15 protein-coding genes and 1 pseudogene are annotated in these 21,890 nt (G+C 66.0%); 6 read left to right on the top strand and 10 right to left on the bottom strand.

The features are described 5' to 3' along the window. The first annotated feature begins 58 nt into the window (after positions 1-58). Complete coding sequence (locus HKW67_RS11230; RefSeq protein ID WP_171225472.1) at positions 59-3,526, top strand: beta strand repeat-containing protein; 3,468 nt, start codon at positions 59-61, stop codon at positions 3,524-3,526. A gap of 110 nt (positions 3,527-3,636) precedes the next feature. Further along, positions 3,637-4,092 carry a hypothetical protein gene (locus tag HKW67_RS11225; protein WP_171225471.1) on the top strand — a complete coding sequence of 152 codons (456 nt, stop codon included), beginning with the start codon at positions 3,637-3,639 and terminating at the stop codon, positions 4,090-4,092. Between the two features lie 96 nt (positions 4,093-4,188). On the opposite strand, the gene lipB is transcribed toward HKW67_RS11225, so the two are convergent. The 8 genes and pseudogenes from lipB to lipA form a co-directional block, all read right to left on the bottom strand. After that, complete coding sequence (gene lipB, locus HKW67_RS11220; RefSeq protein ID WP_171225470.1) at positions 4,189-4,890, bottom strand: lipoyl(octanoyl) transferase LipB; 702 nt, start codon at positions 4,888-4,890, stop codon at positions 4,189-4,191. A gap of 78 nt (positions 4,891-4,968) precedes the next feature. Next, complete coding sequence (gene lpdA / locus HKW67_RS11215; RefSeq protein ID WP_171225469.1) at positions 4,969-6,372, bottom strand: dihydrolipoyl dehydrogenase; 1,404 nt, start codon at positions 6,370-6,372, stop codon at positions 4,969-4,971. A gap of 59 nt (positions 6,373-6,431) precedes the next feature. Next, positions 6,432-9,923 carry a hypothetical protein gene (locus HKW67_RS11210; protein ID WP_171225468.1) on the bottom strand — a complete coding sequence of 1,164 codons (3,492 nt, stop codon included), beginning with the start codon at positions 9,921-9,923 and terminating at the stop codon, positions 6,432-6,434. Positions 9,924-10,068: 145 nt separating this feature from the next. Then, complete coding sequence (locus HKW67_RS22305) at positions 10,069-10,938, bottom strand: dihydrolipoamide acetyltransferase family protein (protein ID WP_206044384.1); 870 nt, start codon at positions 10,936-10,938, stop codon at positions 10,069-10,071. A 280-nt stretch (positions 10,939-11,218) separates the two neighbouring features. Next, a pseudogene (locus HKW67_RS22660) lies at positions 11,219-11,347 on the bottom strand (biotin/lipoyl-containing protein); the annotation flags it as partial. Positions 11,348-11,396: 49 nt separating this feature from the next. Next, entirely contained in the window at positions 11,397-12,377 is a 981-nt protein-coding gene (locus HKW67_RS11195; protein ID WP_171225465.1) for a pyruvate dehydrogenase complex E1 component subunit beta, read from the bottom strand. 13 nt (positions 12,378-12,390) lie between these two features. Beyond that, complete coding sequence (pdhA, locus tag HKW67_RS11190; RefSeq protein WP_425486254.1) at positions 12,391-13,326, bottom strand: pyruvate dehydrogenase (acetyl-transferring) E1 component subunit alpha; 936 nt, start codon at positions 13,324-13,326, stop codon at positions 12,391-12,393. A gap of 161 nt (positions 13,327-13,487) precedes the next feature. After that, entirely contained in the window at positions 13,488-14,372 is an 885-nt protein-coding gene (gene lipA / locus HKW67_RS11185) for a lipoyl synthase (protein WP_206044383.1), read from the bottom strand. Between the two features lie 205 nt (positions 14,373-14,577). On the opposite strand from lipA, the gene HKW67_RS11180 reads away from it, so the two are divergent. Continuing rightward, entirely contained in the window at positions 14,578-14,793 is a 216-nt protein-coding gene (locus tag HKW67_RS11180) for a hypothetical protein (protein ID WP_171225462.1), read from the top strand. Positions 14,794-15,065: 272 nt separating this feature from the next. On the opposite strand, the gene HKW67_RS11175 is transcribed toward HKW67_RS11180, so the two are convergent. Next, the gene (locus HKW67_RS11175; protein ID WP_171225461.1) at positions 15,066-17,000 is read right to left on the bottom strand and encodes a glycosyltransferase family 2 protein; all 1,935 of its coding nucleotides are present in this window, start codon (positions 16,998-17,000) and stop codon (positions 15,066-15,068) included. Positions 17,001-17,141: 141 nt separating this feature from the next. On the opposite strand from HKW67_RS11175, the gene HKW67_RS11170 reads away from it, so the two are divergent. From HKW67_RS11170 to HKW67_RS11160, 3 genes are read left to right on the top strand one after another with little or no spacing between them, the layout of a single operon-like run. Further along, on the top strand, positions 17,142-17,873 hold the full coding sequence (locus HKW67_RS11170) for a hypothetical protein (protein WP_171225460.1): 732 nt from the start codon (positions 17,142-17,144) through the stop codon (positions 17,871-17,873). Between the two features lie 54 nt (positions 17,874-17,927). Then, positions 17,928-18,572 (top strand): hypothetical protein, encoded by a 645-nt coding sequence (locus tag HKW67_RS11165; protein WP_171225459.1) that lies wholly within the window; start codon positions 17,928-17,930, stop codon positions 18,570-18,572. Continuing rightward, the gene (locus HKW67_RS11160) at positions 18,569-20,338 is read left to right on the top strand and encodes a BamA/TamA family outer membrane protein (protein WP_171225458.1); all 1,770 of its coding nucleotides are present in this window, start codon (positions 18,569-18,571) and stop codon (positions 20,336-20,338) included. The genes HKW67_RS11165 and HKW67_RS11160 overlap by 4 nt, the downstream gene beginning before the upstream one ends. 14 nt (positions 20,339-20,352) lie before the next feature. On the opposite strand, the gene HKW67_RS11155 is transcribed toward HKW67_RS11160, so the two are convergent. After that, a complete protein-coding gene (locus HKW67_RS11155; RefSeq protein WP_171225457.1) occupies positions 20,353-21,888 on the bottom strand; it encodes a peptide MFS transporter in 1,536 nt (511 codons plus the stop codon). Positions 21,889-21,890: the final 2 nt, after the last annotated feature.

Raw genomic sequence — 21,890 nt, 5'->3', positions numbered from 1 at the left:
GAGGCAACCCACCCTCATCGACGGCAGCTACCTCCACGACCTCGAAAGAGGGGGATGAATGCAACTCTTTTCTCGGAACAAGGCGATTGTTGCCCTGAGCCTTGGCGCCTTGGCGCTGGGTGCTTGCGGCGATGACGTTACGGTGCCTGTTACACCGAACCCGCCTGTCACGCTCTCCATCACGCCGCCTTCTGCCAGCATGAACGTTGGCGAAGCGGTGAACTTTGCCGTGCAGATCTCGGGCGGCCCGACCACGGGTGGCCCGACGCTCGCCAGCTGCACGACGAGCTCGGCGACGGTTGCTACGGCGGCCGTTTCTGGCTCGTCCTGCCGCGTGACGGCGGTTGCCGCCGGTAACGCGACGGTCACGGCCACGGCGTCCACGGGCCAGTCGGCCGCGGCGTCCGTCACGGTCGCTCCGGCGATCACGGGCCTCACGGTGACGCCGTCTGCGGCGTCGCTCCAGGTGAACCAGACGCTCACGCTGTCGCCGAGCGTTCAGCCGGCCGGCCGCACCGCCACGTACACCTACGCTTCGTCGTCCGCGACGATCGCGTCGGTTTCGACGGCTGGTGTTGTGACGGCGGTTGGTACGGGTGTTGCCACGATCACGGTGACTGCCCTGTCGGGCGGCACGTCGATCAGCCAGGCGGTTGCCATCACGGTGACGGCACTTCCGACCGGCATTGCTACGCTGAACGTGACGCCGGCTGCACTGGCGCTCGCGATCGGCAACACGGCGCAGATCGGCGCCAACGCGACGCAGCCCTCGGGCGCGCCGGCCGCTACGATCACGTACACGTCGTCGTCGGCGACGGTTGCGTCGGTCTCTGCTGCTGGTGTTGTCACGGCGAACGCGCCGGGTACGGCCATCATCACCGTGACGGCTGCCTCGGCTGCCAACACGAACTTCGCCGCGTCCTCGCTGTCGTCGTCGGTTGCCGTGACGGTTGCCGCTCCGGCGAACGTGACGATCGCCAACGTGACGCAGGGTCCGGTCGCTTCGGCGGGTGGCCCGGCCAACACGGGTATCACCTTCTCGGCGAACACCCAGGTCAACCAGCCGGTTGACATCAACAACACGCGCGACCAGATCCAGGTCTCGCTCAACCTCCAGCCGAACGGCCAGGCGGTGAGCGCGGTTCGTGTCTACGTGTGTGACGCGACGGGCAACAACTGTGGTGCGCCGGCCGCTGAGCAGACGTACACGGGCAACGCGGCGAACGAAGGCACGGTGCAGCTCTCGATCAACACCGCTGACTTCACAGCCGACTTCGCCACGGGCACGTCGACGATCAAGTACACGAACGGCCTGCACGTCATCAAGGCGTCGGTCCGCACGGCTGCTGGCGCTGAGAACTTCTCGGCGACGAACAACAACAGCATCCTGAACTTCACGAACGTGGACGGCTGGGCTGTCCAGTTCACGAACCCGACCGCCGCGGCGACGCGCACGGTGTCGGGCGTGGCGTACAACTACTACGGTGGTCCGAACGCCTCGGGCGCTGGCTCGATCCGCTACGTCCCGGTGTTCTACACCGCCGGCCGTACGGTGCAGTCGGCCTCGGTGAACATGTCGAACTTCGGTGCGACCGTGCCGTACTCGGCCACGGCTGCCACGACCTACGGCAAGAGCAGCACGCTGTACTCGATCAACGGCACTGGCTGGGAACACCCGCAGACGAACGCGAGCGATTTCCCGCGCGTCGCCGCTGCTCAGGACAACAGCAACAACGCGGCGCCGACGGTTTCGGCCACGACGGGCTACCGCACGTCGATCACGGTGCCGGCTCCGATCGCCATCCGTCTTGACTACGCCAACCCGACCGTCGCCATCGCTGGCGTCGCGAGCGGCGCGTGGTTCTCGGGCGTGATTGCCTCGCCGTTCAGCTTCTCGGCCAACACGACCACCACGGACAACGGCGTCGGCACGAGCACGGGTACGCTGGCGAACGTGTGGACCTACAGCGGTTGTGGCGTGACGGGCGTTGCCCTGAGCCCGACGACGGCTGCTGGTATCCCGGAATGCGCGACCAACTTCACGAACCTCGTGTACACGGTCACGGCCACGGGTAACGACCAGCTCGGCAACACGGGCACGACGACGACGGCGCAGTTCGCCATCGACAACGTTGCCCCGGCCATCCGCTACTCGGCCGCTGCTGCTGGTTCTGGCGCTTCTGCCACGCCGGCGACGCCGGGTCAGGGCCCGGGTTCGGCTCTCGACACGACGACGTACACGGTCCTCGCGAACTCGGTGTTCACGGGCACCTCGTTCCTCGCGGTTCCGTTGGCGACGGACACGATCTTCGGCGCGGAAGCGCTTGACGAGCGCTCGGGCCTGAACACGGCTGAGCACTATCTGGCGCGTGCGAACCAGGCGGCCCTCACGGGTTCCTGCGTCGTTGGTACGGCCTTCACGGCCGCGAATGGTGGCATCGGATCGGCGTTCATCACCGCCCCGAACTGCACGCCGGCCGCTGCGGCGATCGGCACCGCGATGATCGACGGTTACCGTCCGATCGCTCGCGTGCTGGGTGCGAACATCGCGACCGAAGGCTACTACACCTACCGCGCGTCGGTCATCGACCGCGCTGGTAACACCAGCTTCACGGGCATCCGCCGCGTGCTGCACAGCGCGACGAACCCGACCATCACGGGACTTGGCGTCCCGGGTACGGTCACGGCCACTGGCCCGAACGCGTTCACGCCGAACTTCACGGAACTGGTCGAAGGTCACTTCACCAACTTCCGCGCCTCGTACTCCGGTCTGACCGACGGTACGACCGACGCGAACCTGCTCTTCCCGGCCACGCTGTACAATGCCCGCTTCAACGATGCCATCGGCATCAATGGCAACGTCACGATCGGCACGCCGTTCACGACGGGCATCAACTACTACACGAACATCGAGCAGACGAACGCAGCTGGTAACATTGCCTCGGCGACGGATAATCGCCCCGACACCGTTACGGCCCGCGTTGTCAACGCTGGTGGCCTGAGCACTGGCTACTACGTCGGCGTCGGCTCGGGCGTCGCACTCCTCTCGGCGAACGTCGGCAACGACACGCAGACGTGGGCGACCGCCAACCCGAACCTGATCAGCTGGACGCTTGGCCAGGGTATCGTGCAGTGGAACGCTCCGGCGACGGGCGTCAAGGCGATTGTCACGGCGACCACGAACCAGATCAACTCGCCGTTCGATCGCGTCGACTTCTACGAGTTGCTGGCCGGTAACTGGCAGTACATCGGAAGCGTCGATGGCAAGTCCTCACCGAGCGTCTCGCCGGTTGGCGCGGGCCCGGTGTACATCGCCGACAACGGCGCGACCCGCGTGTGGACGTACCGTCTCACGCAGCCGGTCAACGGTGCCAGCAGCCTGAACACGCCTGCTGCCCTGAGCTCGGTCTCCGGTCGCCGCTTCATCGCGGTCGGCACGGGTGGAACGTTCGCCGCTCCGACGGTCCTCAAGGGCCGTGCGCTGTCGACGAACGCTGGTGTGACGCCGTCCACGGTCACGCCGTAATTCGCTCGATCGCATGATCGCATGAAGGTGGGGGGGAGGCCTTCGGGCCTCCCCCCCATTTGCGTTTGCACGACTTCGACGTATTCTCCGCTTCACCCTTTCGTCAGGCTATGCACACTCGTTTTGTCAAATCAGCGCGACTCGCGCTTGTCACTTTCGTTCTCGCGTCACTGGCCGCATGTAGCTCCGACCTCGGTGCCGCCAAGATCAAGAAGATCCCTAAAGAGGGCACGGTCGAGCAGGTCATCGCGGAGCTGGGCGCAGGTCCACTCAAGGCGCCGCTGCCGGCCGATTCAGTGCGCCTGATCAGCGGATTCCGTCGCCAGACCTACATCGCCGGCGGCGGAAAGGTCGACGTGATCTGGTACCGTGAGGAGCCAGGCACTCTCGAAGACGCCATCGCGAAGGCCACAGAAACGCCCGTTGTCCTGAAGGACGGCAAGTTCCAGGGCGGCGGATGGAGCTTCTACGAGGAGTTCGCCGGCAAAGCGGGCATTCCGAACGCCATCCGCGGGCGTGAACGCCTCGACTCGATCAGCAAGGCGCAGTCGGGCGGCAACAAGTAAGTCGCTCGATTCGGTCGCGTCGGCTATGACAAGCGGGCCGCTCTCCTGGAGAGCGGCCCGCTTTCGTGCGTTTCGCAACGTTCGGACACGGCGCGGTTAGAACATCGCGTTCAACGATTCCAGCGTCACCCGCTCGGGCGTGAGTCCGAACACCGACGCCACTCCCCCCGCGACCGCGTGTGATACCTCGCCCAACGACGGTGTCCGCAACCCGGCGACCGCGCTCTCGCGCGCGACAGTGCTCATTTGCACCTGATCGATGCCGCAGGGCACCACGTGGTCGAAGGTCGACAGATCGTTCTCTACGTTGAGCGCCACGCCGTGCCACGTGACCCAATCGCGCGCGTGGACGCCGATGCTGGCCAGCTTGCGCCGCTCGCCGGCGTCCTCCCTCCAGACGCCCGTGAGGCCCGCCACGCGACTCGTCTCGAGGCCAAACGTGCGCAGTGCCAGTATGATCGATTCTTCGACCTGCCGCAGATACCAATGCAGGTCCTGTTTGTGGCGCTTGAGATCAATGATAGGGTAGGCCACCAGTTGCCCCGGCTCGTGGATGGTCACGTCGCCACCGCGCTCGACATCGCGCAGTTCCACGCCGCGCGAGGCCAGATACTCGGGTGTCACCAACAGATTGCCGGGCTTCGTACTCCGCCCCAGCGTTACCACCGGTGGATGCTGCACCAGAATGAGCAGATCCTGATCGAGCGTGCCCGCGCTGCGCGCCAACGCCGCGCGCTTCTGCAGCGACCACGCGACGTCGTAGGGGGTGAGGCCGAGATCCAGGACGTACAGAGACATGGAAGCAGTAAGGGGTAGGGAGGACGGAGTAGGAAGTACCCCATACGCCGTACCCCATACCCCTTACTTCGCAGTTACTTACGCGTGCAGCATCTTCCCCAACGAATCCAGCACCGCTTCGCCGATCGCTTCGCTGAGCGTAGGGTGGGCGTGGACCGCGAGGTCGATCTCTTCGACGGTGAACTCGTTTTCGCGGGCGACCACGAGCTCGTGAATGATCTCGGTGGCGTGCGCGCCCACGATGTGTGCGCCCAGGATCTCACCGTACTTCGCGTCACGGATGATCTTCACGAAGCCGTCAGTCTCTCCGCTGGTGCGTGCGCGGCCGTTCGCCGAGAACGGGAACTTGCCCACTTTGTAATCGAGCTTCTGATCCTTGCACGCCTGCTCGGTGAGGCCGATGCTGGCGACTTCCGGATGGCAGTACGTGCAGCTCGGGATGTTGTTGTAGTTCACGAGATGCGGATGCTCGCCGCCCAGCAGATCGGCCAGCACGTGCCCTTCGCGTGAGCCCTTATGGGCCAGCATCTGATTGCCGGCCACATCGCCGATGGCGTAGTAGCCCGACACGTTGGTCTCGAACTTCGGGTTGATTTTCACGAAGCCGCGTTCCGACTTGGCGATGCCCACCGCCTCGAGGCCGATCTTCTCGACGTTCGGCGCGCGCCCGGCCGCCACCAGCACCTTCTCGACTTCCAGCGTGTGCGTGGTGCCGCCGGCTTCGACGACCAGCGTGGCCCCCGTCTTCGTGACCTTGGTGCTCGTGATCTTGGCGCCGGTGAGGACGTCGATCTTGCGCTTCTTGAACGCCTTCGCGAGTTCCGCGCTGCAATCGGCGTCTTCGATGGGGAGAATCGTGGGAGCGACTTCGACCATCGTGACCTTCGTGCCGAAGGCGGCAAATACGTCGGCGAACTCCACGCCGACCGCACCGGCGCCCACCACCACCATCGACGCCGGCGCCTTCTCGGCGACGAGCACGTCGTCGCTGGAGAGCACGACGTTCTTGTCGAGCTCGAGGCCAGCCTGCGGCAGCCCCTTCACGCGCGATCCGGTGGCGATCACCACGGCCTTCTTGGCCTCGTGCGTCTCCTTCTTTCCGTCGGCAAGCGTGACGCTCACCTTCTTGCCCTTCTCGATCACGCCTTCACCGCGGATCCACTGCACCTTGTACTTCTTGAACAGAAACTCGACACCCTTGGAGTTCTGAGCGCTGATGCTGCGTGAGCGCTTCATCGCCGGGCCGAAGTCGAGCGTGATGCCGTCGATGGTGATGCCGTGTTCGGCGGCCTTGCCGAGCTTGACCGCGAGGCCGGCGCTTTCGAGCAGCGACTTGGCCGGGATGCAGCCCCACAGCACGCAGGTGCCGCCGAGCGCTTCGCGTTCGATAACGGCCACCTGCATGCCCAGCTGGGCGCAGCGGATGGCGCAGACGTAGCCGGCGGGACCGCCGCCAAGAATAATGACGTCGAACAAAGCCATGATAGTCGGGGATAGACGTGTTCTAGGGAGAGCACCCGAAAAGTAGCGGAAAACACACGCTACCGGCGAACCGTGCGCACTCCGTCCGAGAAGATCACGTCTACCGCCCGACCACCGGTCACGACCGCGTCGCCGGAGCGCCGCACGAAGCCCATCAACGCGCCCGTCGACGCGTCACGCACCATGGCCATGGGATAGGCCGAGCTGTTCCACGTGACACGCGCCCGTCCGTCCGTGGTGCGTTCGACCTGCGCCTGCAGTTGCGGCGCGATCGGCGTACCACCTGTACCAGCCGCGGCCGGGGCCGTCATCCGCGCGCTCTTGCGGGCCACGGCCGACAACGGGGAGCGCACGTCGCGTACCCGGATGGAGGCGAGTCGCGCCTCGAGCGTCGTGCTCCACGGCACGATGACCGCGAACTGGCGTTCGTCGGATGCCGTCGCATGATCGACCCGCTGCGCCTCGATGGGCGTATCCAGCAGCGTGGTACCGTCGGCATCGAGCAGCTCGAGCCGGTGCGACGCGGACGGGGCGCTTGCGCTGACCGGGGCAGTGACGCGGAATGCCGGCTCGAGCTGAATCTGTCCGTTCACGACCCGGCCCCACACCAGCAAGCCCTCCCCCGACGCGTCGGCTGACGACACGCCGCCGGAGGCACTGCGATACTGCATCACGGCCGCCCAGTTGTAGTCGCTGATCCACTGGTTGCCGCAGTAGCCCATGACGTCGGTCCAGGTGGGCGACACCAGCGTGTTCGACAAGCTGTTCCAGCCCCAGAAGTTGATCACACCGCCTGCATACGGATAGCTCGCATCGCCCGACGTTCCACAGGGCGCGTGCTGCCGCGAAAAGTTATGGCCCCACTCATGGGCGGCCACCAGATCGCCGCTGGGCAGATAATCCCAGCCGATGGCGGCGCGCCCGGGCACGTAGCCATACCCGGCGATGCCGCTGGTGTACGAGACCTTCAGCACGCCGTAGTAGTGCATCGTGCTCGGCGCGCCATCGGTGGTGCGCAACGCGTTGATCTCGCTCAGCACGGTGAGCCACTGGCCGTTGCCGTCGTTGCTCTGGATCGCGGTGGCGCTCGAGGTGAACGGCGCGCGCACATCCGACGACACCGCGCTCAACGGGAACATGCGCTGCACCGATGACAGGAATGAGGCTTTGTTGCCCGCCGTCACATTGCCGGTGAGCGCGCCGACGACGATCGGCACGAACCGCACGTTGAACGTCGGCACGGTGTTCACGCTGATACTCTGCGGCGTGCCGTTGGTCGGCCACGTGTTGTCGCTGCGGTCCGCGTCGGTGACTGCGAGTGTCGGATCGAGATCGACCAGCACACGCGTGCTGGTGCGGATGTTGGCACCGGCCACCAGCAGGTTCCACGTCGAGGTCAACGTGCCCTCGGCCATCGCGGTGCGGACGCTCGTCTCAGGAGCCGAAATCGTGGTGGTCTGCAGCAACGAGGCGCCGTCGTAGATGCGCACGCGCACATCGGGGCGCGCGGTGTTGGCGGCATTGGCCTGGACGAATACGCGGAGCAGTGCGTCGCGACCCGCCACCAGCGTGACCGAGTTGTCGAGTTTCTGAATGGCCTGCGTGAGGTAGACGTTGGTGATCGCGTAGTTCGTGGCCACCGTCGTCGTATACGCGAAGCTGGCCGTCGCGGTGCCGTTCGGCGTGATCGACACACTCTGCGACGACGGCGCTGGCGTGTAGGTGGTGGCGCCACTCACGATCGTGTTGGCGCTGATGGTCCAGCTCCCGACTTCCAGCGAGGACACCGTGCCGGCGCCGCTGGCCGAACGCGGAGCACCCGTACCGGTAAGCGAGAATGTGGGCGTGACACCGCCCGGCATGCCGCTGGTGGAAATAGCCACGGCGCCGGTGGCCAGCGCATACGACACGGTGGCGGGCGAGGCCACCAGGGAGGCCACCACGGTGACCGATTGCGAGGTGGGCGTCGGCAGGTAGGTGGTGCCGGCCGGCGCGACGCTGGCGGCGGACACGGTGTAGCTGCCCGGCGCGAGCAGGGTGAGCGTGCTGGTGCTGGTCACGTTCTGCGTGTAGCCGCCCGGTCCGGTGACGGTCACGCTGCCGGCGGCGCCACCGGGGAGGCCGCCCACGACTATCGCGATCGACCCGGTGGTGATCGTGTACTGCACCGGCAACCGAAGCGTGTCACCGGGCGTGACCGTGGTGTCGCGCGACGTCGGCGTGGGCAGATAGCTCGCGCCGCCGCTGGTGACACTGCCGGCCGTGAGGCGCCAACGTCCTGCCGCCGCAGGGCTGACGCGGGTGGTCGCCGTCACTGGCGACGCGTCGCCGTTCGGGGCGGTGAGCGAAATGTTCGCGCCGGTGCCGTTCGGCAAACCGGACACGGGTACCTCGACGACCGTCGGCACGACGCTGAACGCCACGTTGACGGTGGTCGTGTTTCCGGTTGTGACTGCCAGACTCTGAGTGGCCGTGGCTGGCATGTAGCGCACCCCGGCGACGGTGAGCAGGCCGGCCGACAGGGCGTAGCTGCCCACGGGGAGCGAATCGAGCGTGGCGGGGCCACTGAGGGCCCGCGCGACGTTGCCGCCGGTCAGGGTCATCGCCGGCGTTGCTTCGCTCGGGAGTCCGCTGGTCGTGACGACCACGCGACCAACCTGGGCGGCATAGGCGACCGTCGCCGGCGCTGCGGTCAGCGAGGCGCTGACGGTGACATTCACGGTATCGGCCGCGGGCCGATAGCTGATGCCGCCCGCGGTGACGGTCGAGGCGATCACCTGATAGGCCCCGGGAGTGAGCTCGGTGAGGGTGACCGTGCCAGTGAGGGCACGATTGAAGCCCTCCGGACCGGTTACCTGCACCGCGCCGGCCAGGCCGGTGGGGAGTCCGGTGAGCGCAACCGCCAGCGCACCACTGGACACGTTATAGCGCACTGTCACGCGCGCCGTGTCGCCGTACAGCACGAGCGTATCGATGGCCGCGGGCGACGGCGCATAGCGGAATCCGCCGGAGAGCAGCGTGCCGGCGGAGACTTTCCAGCGGCCGGTGTTGGCGTTGGTCAGCAGGCGTGAGGCCGGCGCGGCGATATCGCCTCCGCCGGGCGCCGACACAGTGACCGGGGCATCGATGCCACCCGGCACGCCGGCGATCGCCAGGTCGAGTGCGCTGGGCAGCGGCGCGTATGTGATTGTCGCGGTCGTCGGTGTGGATCCGCTGACCACGGTGACGCTGAACGAGGACGGCGTCGCGGCGTAGGTGCCGTCGGCGGTCCGCACGGGACGGACGGAAATCGTATGCTGGCCGGCGGGCACATCGACCCAGCTCACGGTACCGCTGGCGGCGCGCGCGAAGGCGGCGCCGGCAACGGTGATATCCGCGTTGGTGCCGGTGGGTAGCCCCGCTACCGCGATGCTCAGCACGCCCGGCGGAATCGGGGCCGGTGTGGGGGGCGGAGGCAGCGTCGTCGGTCCGGCCGGCGAATCGCCGCCGGAGCAAGCCGAGAGCACTGACAGGACACAGAACAGCGCTAAGCGCGTAGAGAATCGTCGCATTGACCGGGCGTTGAGGGCTGCGTCAAGGACGATCGACAACGCCGAACGCACCAACTGCGCGTGGCGATTGGTGCGTTCGGGTACTGGCGGTGATACTAGCGGCGGTGTCGTAACGATCCGGGATCTGGAACGTTGGAGTCGTGAACTAGAAGAGCATCATCATGGGCGCTTCGAGCAGACTGCGCAGCGTCTGCAGGAATTTGGCGCCGACCGCGCCATCGATCACGCGGTGATCGCAGCTCATCGTGACGCGCATGCGCTGCCGCGGCACGAACTGGCCGTTCTCCCACACCGGCTTCGTCTCCGTCGCGCCGACGGCCAGAATCGCCGCCTCGGGCGGATTGATGATCGCCGTGAACTGATCGATCCCGAACATGCCGAGGTTGGACACGGAGAACGTGCCGCCCGTGAACTCGGCCGGTTGCAGTTTCCGTTCACGTGCCTTCTTGGCGAGCTCGCGCGCCTCCTTACCGATCTGGCCGAGCCCCTTGAGCTGCGCGTCGCGAATCACCGGCACGATCAGACCGTCGTCGGTGGCCACCGCCATGCCGACGTGCGCCGCGCTGAAATAGCGGATGTGATCCGTCATCCAGTGTGCATTGCACTCAGGGTGACGGGTGAGCGCGATGGCGACGGCTTTGATGATGATGTCGTTGACGGACACCTTGTACTGATCGCCGTTCGCTACCATCTGCTCGCGCAACTGTCCCACCTTCGTCATGTCGATTTCCGACGTGAGATAGAACGTCGGTATCGGGCCGATGGACTCGCTCAGGCGACGTGCAATCGTCTTGCGCATCTGCGTGAGGGCCACGTCCTTGAATTCGCCGTCGATCTGCATGGCGGTGGCGACGGCAGTCGGCGCCCCCTTGGACGACGCGTTGGCCGCCGGTGCTGCGGACGGCGCCGGCGCCGGCGCGGCGGCCGCGACTGGTGCCGCGGCGGCTGCGCCTTCGATGTCGCGACGGATTACGCGGCCGCCCGGTCCGCTGCCATGGATGGCGCCGATGTTCACGCCTTTTCTCGGCGGCCATGCGCCGCGCGAGCGGAGACGAACGCACGGGGCCCGATGGCGCCGCGACGTCGGCGGCCGGCTCGACAGCCGGTGCGGCGGCCGGCGCAGCAGCAAGGGCAGCAGCCGGTTCAGCAGCAGGGGCAGCAGGCGCGGGTGAAGCCGCGGCGGGCGCCGGCGCGGATCCGCCGGTGAGCGCCGCGATGTCTTCGTCGGCGGCGGCGATCACCCCGATTACCGCGCCGACGGCAGCCGTGGTGCCCTCGGTGATCAACTGCGCGCGCAACACGCCGTCACCGCGGGCGACGAGTTCCATGATCGCCTTGTCGGTTTCGACTTCACCGATGGTGTCACCGGTCTTCACGGCATCACCGACGTTCCTCACCCACTTCACGAGGCGTCCTTCCTCCATCGTGGGAGAAAGCGCCTCCATCATCACTTTCGTTGCCATGATCGCTCGGTCAGTCGAGGTAGAGAACCTGTCGGATTGCCGCGATCGTCTTCGGCAAGTCGGGCTTGGCGGCCTTTTCGAGACTCTTGGTGTAGGGCATCGGCGCATCGGCCTGATGCACGCGGAGCACCGGTGCATCGAGGTAGTCGAAGCAATGGCGCTGGACGTAGTCCACCACCTGCGCGCCCACGCCGCACACTTCCCATCCTTCTTCCACCACGACGCACCGGCTGGTCTTCTTCACCGACGCGGTGATCGCGTCGACGTCCATCGGGCGGATCGTGCGCAGATCGACGACGTCGCAGGTAATGCCTTCCTTCGCCATCTGATCAGCGGCCTGCAGGGCCACCAGCACCATCTTGCCATGTGACACCAGCGTCACATGCTCGCCTTCACGCTTGAGCTCCGCCTTGCCGATCGGCACGATGTAATCATCGTCGGGCACTTCGCCCTTCGTGTTGTAGAGCATTTCGCCTTCGAGGAAGCACACCGGATTGTCATCGCGGATGGCCGCCTTGAGCAGTCCCTTCGCATCGTACGGCGTGGCCGGCGCCACGACCTTGAGGCCCGGGATGTGCGCCAGCCACGATTCCCACGCCTGCGAGTGCTGCGCGCCGAGTTGCAGCGCGGCGCCGTTCGGGCCACGGAATACCATCGGCATCGGGAACTGACCGCCTGACATGTACAACATTTTCGCTGCGGCGTTGACGACCTGGTCGATCGCCAGCAGCGCGAAGTTCCACGTCATGAACTCGATGATCGGACGCAATCCGGCCATCGCGGCGCCGACGCCGACGCCGGCGAAGCCGAGTTCGGTGATCGGCGTGTCGACCACGCGCATCTCACCGAATTCCTGCAGCAGTCCTTTCGAAACTTTGTACGCGCCCTGATAGACGGCGACTTCCTCACCCATGAGGAATACGCGGTCGTCGCGGTGCATTTCTTCGCGGAGCGCCATGTTGAGCGCATCGCGGTACGTGATCACGGCCATGGTCGTTGGGCTCTCAGCTCGTGGTTTCGACGAGGATGTCTTCCATGAGCGCCTCGAGCGGCAACTCCGGGCTCTGCTCAGCAAAGTCGATGCTGTCCTGCACGATCTTCTTGATCTCTTCGTCCATCGCGGCCACGTCGGCGGGCGAAATCTCTCCTGCCTCTTCCATGCGCTGACGGTGCAGCGCGATGGGGTCGCGCTTGAGGTACTGCTCCAGCTCTTCCTTCGTGCGATACGTGCCGCTCACCGCGTCGGACATCGAGTGGCCCATGAAGCGGTACGTACGGATTTCGAGCAGCGTCGGCGTACCGTCGGTGCGCGCGCGCTCGATCGCTTCTTCGGTCGCTTTGCGCACGGCGTGCACGTCCTGGCCATCGACCACATCGCGCGGCATGTCGTACGACGCGCCGCGCTTGTAGATGTCGTGAATGGCCGAGGCGCGCTCGACGGCGGTGCCCATGCCGTAGCGGTTGTTCTCGATGATGAACAGGCACGGCAGCTTCCACAGCGCCGCCATGTTGAGCGCTTCGTGGAACGCGCCGTTGTTCACGGCCGCCTCGCCCATGAAACAGACAATCACCTGATCGCCGCCGCGGTACTTGATGGCGAAGCCGACACCGGCGGCGATCGGAATGTGACCGCCGACGATGCCATGTCCACCGAGGAATCCGAGCTGCTTGTCGAACATGTGCATGGAGCCGCCCTTACCCTTCGCGCAGCCGTCCTGCCGTCCGAACAACTCCGCCATCGCGGCGCGTGGCGTCATGCCGCGGGCCAGTGCCTGACCATGATCACGGTACGTCGTGATGATGTAATCGTCGGCGCGAAGCAACGAGATCACGCCGGTCGAAATGGCTTCCTGTCCGATGTACAAATGACAGAAGCCGCCGATACGTCCGATGGCATACATCTCGGCGACGCGCTCCTCGAAACGACGCTGCAACAGCATCGAATAGAGCAGCTCACGATTCGTGGCGGCCGACGTGACCTCCGATGCTTTGGCATCAGCCTTGGCATCGGCGCGCACAGTCTCGCCCTTCTTGCGGGTTTTCGCGGTCGACATGGGGAGTGTTCAGGTGTGAAATACGAGGTCGAGCGATGCGCGTCCGGTCAGACGCCGGCGGCCTGCACCTGCTCCCACGCGTGGTAACTGGAGCGCACGAGCGGGCCACTTTCGACATGCTTGAAGCCGAGTTGCATACCGACCAGGTACAGCTCGCGGAACTCCTCGGGCGTGACATAGCGATCGAGCGCGATGTGTCCGTCGGAGGGGCGGAGGTACTGGCCGAGCGTGAGAATGTCGACGTCGACGGAACGGAGCTCCTTCATGACCTCGACGACTTCTTCGTTGGTCTCGCCGAGACCCAGAATGATGCCGGTCTTGGTGGGGATATCGGGGGCGATACGCTTGGCGATCCGGAAAATTTCCAGCAGCCGCTCGTAGCGACCGCCGGGGCGCGCCTTCTTGTAGAGGCGCGGCACCGTTTCCGTATTGTGGTTGTAGATGTCGGGTCGCGCCTCGAGCACGGTGCGGATTGAGTCTTCGTTGCCCTGAAAATCGGGCACGAGCACTTCAATCGAGCAGCCGGGCAGGCGCTGATGGATCTGACGAATCGTTTCGGCGAAGATAAACGCGCCGAAGTCGGGGAGATCGTCACGATCGACCGAGGTAATGACCGCATGCCGCAGATTCAGCTCGGCGATCGCCTGACCGACTCGCGACGGTTCCTCGATGTCGTACTTGGGCGGACGTCCGTGGGAGACGGCGCAATAGGCGCAGTTGCGCGTGCAGACGTCACCGAGAATCATGAAGGTGGCGGTGCCGTGTTCCCAGCATTCGCCGATGTTGGGGCAGTGGGCCTCCTGGCAGACGGTATGCAGGTCGAGTTCCTGCATCATCTGCTTGAGACGCACATAGTTTGCGCCTCCAGGGGCCTTCACCTTGAGCCACGATGGCTTACGCTCGGGGAGCGCTTCGCGGCGGTGGCGTCCCATAATCTGAACCAACTGCTCGGCCATATTCTGCTGGGAAAGGCCCGGGGTGGTCCGGGACGTGATGTGGTGAAGGTAGCCCGGTGCACGGTCTCGGGAAACACGTCAGTAACCATCAAACGCAAAATAGACGGAATGCCGGAGTGCGGAAACTTTGCGGGACGGCTAGCGTACGTGGAAGAAACCCCACTTTGACCTGAGGCAGACCATGCTCCGTACCCTGTTTACCGTCGGCCTGATCGCCATGCTTGGCCTGGTCGCCCTGAAGTTGGTCTTCGGGCTGCTGGGGCCGCTGGTTGGGCTCTTGTTCATGCTGCTGGGCTTCGCGATCCGCGTCGTCCTGATCGGCGCCGTGATCTACTTCGTGATCCGGGTAGTGAGCCCGGCCACGGCGGAGCGGATCGAACGCGCGATCCGGGGATAGGCGGGCGGACCCGACGGATTGGGCGGATCAGTGCTCAGTTTTCTGAGTTCTGGCTTGAGACTTTTTATAGTGTTCGGAGTCGAGCAACGACAGTCCACAGTCGCGAGGCGTTTGATGGAGTGCGCGGTCGGATGTATCGCGCCCACTCAACACTGAACCAAACGCCTCGATACTGTGGACTGCTGTTGCTGAAGTCCGACCGCTATAAAAAGTCTGATCCCTGAGCCTGACTGTCTGAGCTCTGAGCTCGGCGCTTGCGCTGTGCGTGTTGCTCAGCCTTCCGCGTCAGCGCCGCCGGCATCAGCGCCGCCACCCTCTCCGCCGTCCTTGTCGCGACGCCCGCGTGACCGTCGCGCCCCGCCGCGCCGTCCGCGGCGTCCACGCCGCCGCGCGCGTGCCGCGCTATCGAGGTCCGATTCGTCGCCGTCGACCTCGGCCAGCGCACCGCTGGCCTCCTCGTCGCTCTCACCCTCGTCCGCGTCAGCTTTCGGGGCACGACTGCGGGAACGGGGCGGAGCTCCCGCCACGGGAAGGTCCGCGTCGATGGCGCCGGACTCGCTTGAGGAGTCGGCGTCGGCCTCGCCTTCCTCGGAGGTGTCATCATTGGCCGTGCCGTCCGTCTTGGCGCGTCCGCGACGCGACCGGCGGTTACGCCGGCGCTTCTTGCGCGGCGCGGCGCCGTCTTCACCCTCGGCACTCTCCGCACCTTCGGTGCGCTCGCCCAAGTCACCATCGACCTCGCGGCCGTCGTCGCCATCATCATCGCGACGATCGACGGCAGGCGGCATGGCGCTGCGTTCAGCGTACGGCGTCTCGCTGTCGGACGTCCGCGAGCCGGTGGTCGGCTCGCTCGCATCGACGGGTCCAAGGGCACGCTCGAGCGCGCGATCGGGTCCATCGCGCTTCGCCGAGGGAGCCGCGAACGGATCCTCGAGCTCGATTGATGGATCGCTATACGGCGAGCGCGATTCCTCACGCCCGCGCCGTGGCGGTCGCGGGGCGTCGCTTTTTGCCGGACGCTCGCCTCGCGGCAGACGCTCGGGGCGCGCTGGCTTGGCCTCGCCGTCGGCCGTCTCGCCACGCGGGCGCTTGGGGCGCTCCGGGCGCTCGGCGCGCGGCGGCCGCGATTCGGTCACCGGCCGCTCCGGCGCGCGCTCCACGACGCGCTCCGCGACAACAGCGGACGGCGCGCGCTCCACGACGCGCTCCACGACGCGCTCCGCGACAACAGCGGACGGCGCGTCTCCCTGTTCCTCGGCAGGACGCTCGCCCTTCGCCCGTTCACGCTCGCGACGCCGACCTTCGCGCCGGCCGTTGAACGACTCCTCGTCCTCGATACGCGGCCGGTCACGTACACGCTCACGCAGCTTTTCGACCGAGAGTTCGGTCTCTTCGCGTCGCTTGCCGGCGGGTGCGCCTCCGCGGGCCGGACGGCGTTCCGTGTCGCCCGACGTTTCCGCGGCCGATCCAGCCACGGCACGTCGGCCGCGCGCTCCCCAGGCCCATTTGAGGGCGGCGAGGGCATCGCGCACGGCCACGCGGCGTGTATCACGCATGCGCACGCCGTAGGTCGGCTCCATCGGTACGGATTCCACCCGACGGGCCAGCGGGACGAGCTTGAGCAGCAGATCGGCGTTTGCCGTCCACGAATCACCGACACAAATCGGCTCGGCGCCGGCCTGACGCACGAGATCACGCAGCGCGGAAATCCGGATCAGGCGCATCGAGGCGGTGAGGTCATTCACCCCGTCGACCCGCACGAACGGACGCATGGCCCAATGCGCCGCTTTGAACAAGCGGCGGACCGGCACCGGCGCGTCGGCGACCACCATCCGCTCCCCAACCACGAGGTCGGCACCGCCCTCGAAACGACGGGCGAACTCGGGCACGATACCCGGCGGATCGGTGAAATCACCCTGCACCAACAGCATCGCGTCGCGACGCGGATAGCGCGTCTGCGCGGATACGTGCCGGATCAGCGCATCGAGGGCGCCGGCGTAGCCGACGTGCGCCGTGCCGCGGATCACGGTGACCGGCATCGCGTGCGCGTACTGCTCCGCCACCTCCGCCGTTTCGTCGGAGCTCGCGTCATCGTACACGACGACTTCGTACTCGCGAGGAAATTCAGCGAGGACGGTGCGGATCCGCCAAAGCAGGACGCCGATGGTGGCGACCTCATTGTGTGCGGGAATGGCGAGGTAGAGCACAGGAGCCGGTAACGGGACGCGCGAGCCAGCCCAAAAAACGCTGGCGTACTGGGGTGCGTCCGATAATAACAGAGAGAGGCCTCCGGCGGAGCGTTTCCGGCGAGGGGAGATCGGGGTACGTGAAATCTGGGAGGACACGCCATGATTCTCGCGAACACACGCGCTCGGCTGGGGCGCGAAGACGCTCAACTGGTGGTTCGGCTCGTTTCGCGCGGTTCCGGCCGTGCGCAGGACGACGCCGAGGCCAGGTTGGCCGATGAGGGACTCGATGCACTGCTGGATGATCCGCGGCTACTCGAGGGGCTCCTGAGCGCACGGCAAGGCGCCCACGCATCCTGGCCGCTGTTCACCTATGTGCTGGTCCGGCACGCCCTTCGAACCGCCGGCGAAGATGATCGCCCTATCGCCGACTACGTGGCCTCGATCCTGCTTCACTTCGGACTGCGGCAGCGGGCGAGGCAGATCGCCGAGCACGACGACGCGACCTACGACACCCTCGCCTCACTCGGCAACGATCTGGAGAGCGGGGACGCGTCGAGGAGCTTTCTGGCCAGAGCGCATCTGGGCAATTATGCGTTGTGGCTCAGCGGACTCTTTCCCGATCACATCGAACAGCGGCGCTGGCGCCGAGGCGGACCGGATCTGGAGTATTTTGAAACGATGGGACAGCGGGGCTTTCGACTGGCCGCCGACCATCGGCTGGCGGGTGAGCATGGTCTGACCCCACTCTTCGCTGCCGCGGCCGATCGCTTTCCGCGGTTGCGGGTGGCTCTCAACCGCGTGAGCGACCGCTTGCTGTTCCCCAACGTGCACACGCCCGAACGTCTGATGCGCCAGGTGCGCGACGACACGCGGTGGCGGGCTTCCAGCTAGCCCGATTCTCCTTCGGACGCACGACGGGTAGTTTCCCCGATCTCCTTCCCGCCCATGTTCGAACCGCTTCGAGACGCCTTGCGCGGATTTTCCACGCGCCTTGATCCAGATGAACGCCGCACGGCAACGCAGGCCATGCGCGACGCCCTCGTGCACGCGAAGCTGGGGCTCAACGACCTGCGCGCGTCACTTGCTTCGACGAACGCGCGTCTGGCCTCGGAGCGTGCGGAACTCGAGACGGTGCGCCGTCGGCAGGGATTGGCCGCGCAGATCCACGATGAGGAGACGGTCGCGATCGCCGAACGCTTCGCCGTGCAGCACCAGGAACGCGTCGCAATGCTCGAGACCAAACAGATGGTGCAACAACATGAGCTCTCTCTTGCCGAGCGCGACTACGAAGAGATGGCGGGGGAACTGCGCATGATTCTGTCCGGTGTCGCTCCCGGCGCGCGGTCGAACACGACCGCGGCGAGGGAACCGATGGCGCCAGACGACATGTCAGCCGGGACGTCGTTCGAACACGGCGGCGCGGCCGACATCGACAGCGAGCTCGACGACCCGATGTTGGATCCCATCTCCGACTCAATGTCAGCCACGGACGCGGATCCGACGAACGCACCGACGCGCCGCACGCGCGCCGAGCGCGAGGCAGACGCCGAGCAGCGATTGGCGGCCCTCAAGCGTCGAATGGGCAAGTGATCCACCGCCGTGTGTTGGTCGGGGTCCTGTGGTCCATGTGTCTGCCGTGGCGTACCGCGGCTGGGCAAGAGGTGCGCGCCAACGGTCAGAAGCAGCCGCCGGTCTCGAGTCGCGGCCGCTTGCCGGTGACAGGATGCGCCGGGCAGCCGATCAGCGACATCATTGTCATCACGCAGCCCCCGTTCACGGAACGTCTTCCGACACGTCTCGAGTGGGTGCGCCGTACGGTCCGGCGGACGCACGCGAACACGCGCGACGACGTGGTGAGGCGCTTCCTCCTGATGAAGGTCGGCGAGGCGTGTAATCAGATCCGCCGGGCCGAATCGGAGCGCATACTGCGTGCGCAGCCTTTCCTGGTCGACGCTCGTATCCGGGTGTTCGACGACGAGGCCGGCGGTGTGCGGCTCGAGGTCGAGACGCGCGACGACTTCAGCCTGGTGTTCGAGCCGACGTTGCAGTCGAAGTCGCCGATGGTGCGCGGCATGCGCTTCGGTGACTCGAACCTTGGCGGATCGGCCACGCTGGCGGCGATCAATTGGCGCGATGGCCGCGCCTACAACGATCTGTTGGGAATCGACCTCGCCAACTACGCCTTCGGCCGTGGGCGAAACGAATTCCGGCTCTCCGCGCAGCGGAATCGATTTGGGCAGGACATGCGGCTCGAGCTGGTCCGGCCGTACTACACCGACCTGCAGCGGTACGCGTGGATCGGCAGTCTCGGAGGCACGCGCGAGCCTATGGAGTTCCGGCGCGGTGCGCTGCCGCGCAATGCACTGACGGTGCGTCGCGAATTCGCGAACATCGGCGCGGTTTCGCGTCTGGGTTCGGTCGGTCGGCTCAAACTGCTCGGGGCATCGATTACGCGCGAAGTGCAGCGCACCGACGAGCAATCGTTGCTCCTCACGCGCGAGGGCGTCATCGCGGACACGACCGACGCCGCGGTGCCGACCTTCCGACCGCAGCGGGTCGTGCGCGCCAACGCGCTGCTCGGCGTGCGTGCGATTCGATTTGTGCAGGTGCAAGGCTTCGACGCACTGACCGGCGCGCAGGACGTTCGTGTCGGCATGCAGCTCGGACTCGTCGCCGGTCGATCGATCGTCGTGCGGCAGGCCCGCGACCGCGATCATTTCGTGGCGGCCAACCTGTATGGCGGATATGGCGGTACGCGCAGCTTTGTCGGACTGCAGGCGGTCACCGAAGCGCGGTACGATCGCGACGCGAAGGTGTGGGACAACTTTGTCACCAGCGGAAGGCTCGCCTGGTACTTCCGGCCGGCCGTGCGGCAGACCACCGTCGTGGAGTCGGAGTGGAGCGCCGGGCGCGACATGCGGGTGCCCTTCCAGCTGTCGCTCGCCGATCGCGAAGGCGGCATCATGGGCCACCGCGCGTCGAGTCAGGCCGGCGCGCGGCGTCTAGTGCTTCGCGCGGAGCAGCGGCTCGTGGTGCCCACCCGACTGAATGTGGCCGACATCGGCTTTGCCGGATTTGCCGAGGCTGGTCGACTCTGGGCCGAGCAGTCGGTGCCGTACTCGCTCTCGACACCGTGGCGCGGGGCGGTCGGTGTGTCGGTGCTGGCCGCGGTGCCGCCGCGTTCGCGTCGCTTATGGCGCGTGGACCTCGCGCTGCCGATCAGTGCCGATCCGCAGCGTCGATTCGAAGTGCGCTTCTCGAGCGTCGACCGTTCGCGTGTGTTCTGGAACGAGCCGCGTGACGTGCAGGCTGGACGCGAGCGCACCGCACCGTCCAGCCTCTTCACCTGGCCGTAGCCGGCCGCTGGTTGCTACTTCGCCGTGGCCATCATGCGGCGAATCGGCACGATCATCAACGCCAGAATCACGGTCGCGCCGAAGAGCGCGATGGCGGTGCCGGTGAACACGAGCGGCGTCTGGTCGAGCTTCGTGGGATCGACGTGTCCGCCCACGAGACCGGCGACGAGGTTGCCGACCGAAGTGGCCAGGAACCAGATGCCCATCATCTGTCCGACGTAGCGACGCGGGGCCAGTTTCGTCATCGATGACAGACCGACCGGGCTCACGAAGAGTTCGCCCAGGGTCTGGAACATGTAGCTGATGATGAGCCACCACGGAGACACGAGCACCGTGCCACCGCTGGCGACGACGCGATTGGCGGCGAATATCATGACGAGAAATCCGACACCGGCGAGCGCGAGGCCGAGCGCGAACTTTGCCGGACTCGAGAGATCGATGTTGCGCTTCGCGAGCATGATCCAGAGCGCTGCGAAGAGCGGCGAGAAGAGGATGATGAACGCCGAATTCACCGACTGGAACCACGTGGCGGGAATTTCGAAGCCGAAGAGATTGCGGTCGGTGAAGTCGTTGGCGAACAGCTGCAATGACGTCGGCGCCTGCTCGAAGGCCGCCCAGAAGATCGCGGCGAACGCGAAGAGGACGAAGATCACACCGGAGCGCAATTTTTCATCGCGCGTCAGTCCGCCGAACGCAAACAGGAATCCGAAGAACGCGACCGCGATGCCGACGAGGACGAATGTCATCGCGCCACCGATCGCCTGCGGATCGAGCGTGATGACACCCGTGCTGGCGAGCACGAACACCAGCGCGAGGACGGCAAGACCGGCGATCGTATACATGCGAACGGTGCCCTCGCGTTTCGCCTGTACTGCGGGATCGGGATCACGCACGATGTCCTGCCCGAGGCTGCCGAGCATGTCTTTCGCCTTGAGCCAGAACATCAGCAGGCCGCAGAGCATGCCGAAACCAGCCGCACCAAATCCCCAATGCCAGCTCACCCGCTCGCCCAGGTATCCCGTGACCAGCTGCCCGATGAACGCACCGGTGTTGATACCCATGTAGAAGATCGAGAAGCCGGCATCGCGGCGCGCGCCGCCTTCGGGATACAGATCGCCGACGAGCGCCGAGATGTTCGGCTTGAGCAGTCCGGTGCCCAGCACGATCAGCACGAGGCCGAGGAAGAAGAAGATCTTGCCCACGCCCGCGCCGGCCATTCCCGAGATACCGATAGACAAGTGTCCCGACGTGATCAGCATGGCCCCGATCAGGATCGAGCGGCGGAGACCAAGCCAACGGTCGGCGATCCAGCCACCCGGCAATGATGCGAGATACACCGACGCCGCATAGATGCCCACGATCGCCGATGCCGCGGGACGATCGAATCCGAAGCCGCCGTCGGCGAGTGCCGCCGCCATGAACAACACCAACAGCGGGCGCAGTCCGTAGAAGGAGAAGCGCTCCCACATCTCGGTCATGAAGAGCAGGCCGAGTCCGCGAGGATGACCGAAGAACGCGCGGTCCTGCGAAGGGTGCGATGGTGAGGTCACGA

The sequence above is a fragment of the Gemmatimonas groenlandica genome, from assembly GCF_013004105.1.
GTDB classification, from domain to species: Bacteria; Gemmatimonadota; Gemmatimonadetes; order Gemmatimonadales; family Gemmatimonadaceae; genus Gemmatimonas; species Gemmatimonas groenlandica.
Note: the sequence above shows the minus strand (reverse complement) of the source record. Positions and strands in the feature narration are given on the sequence as shown.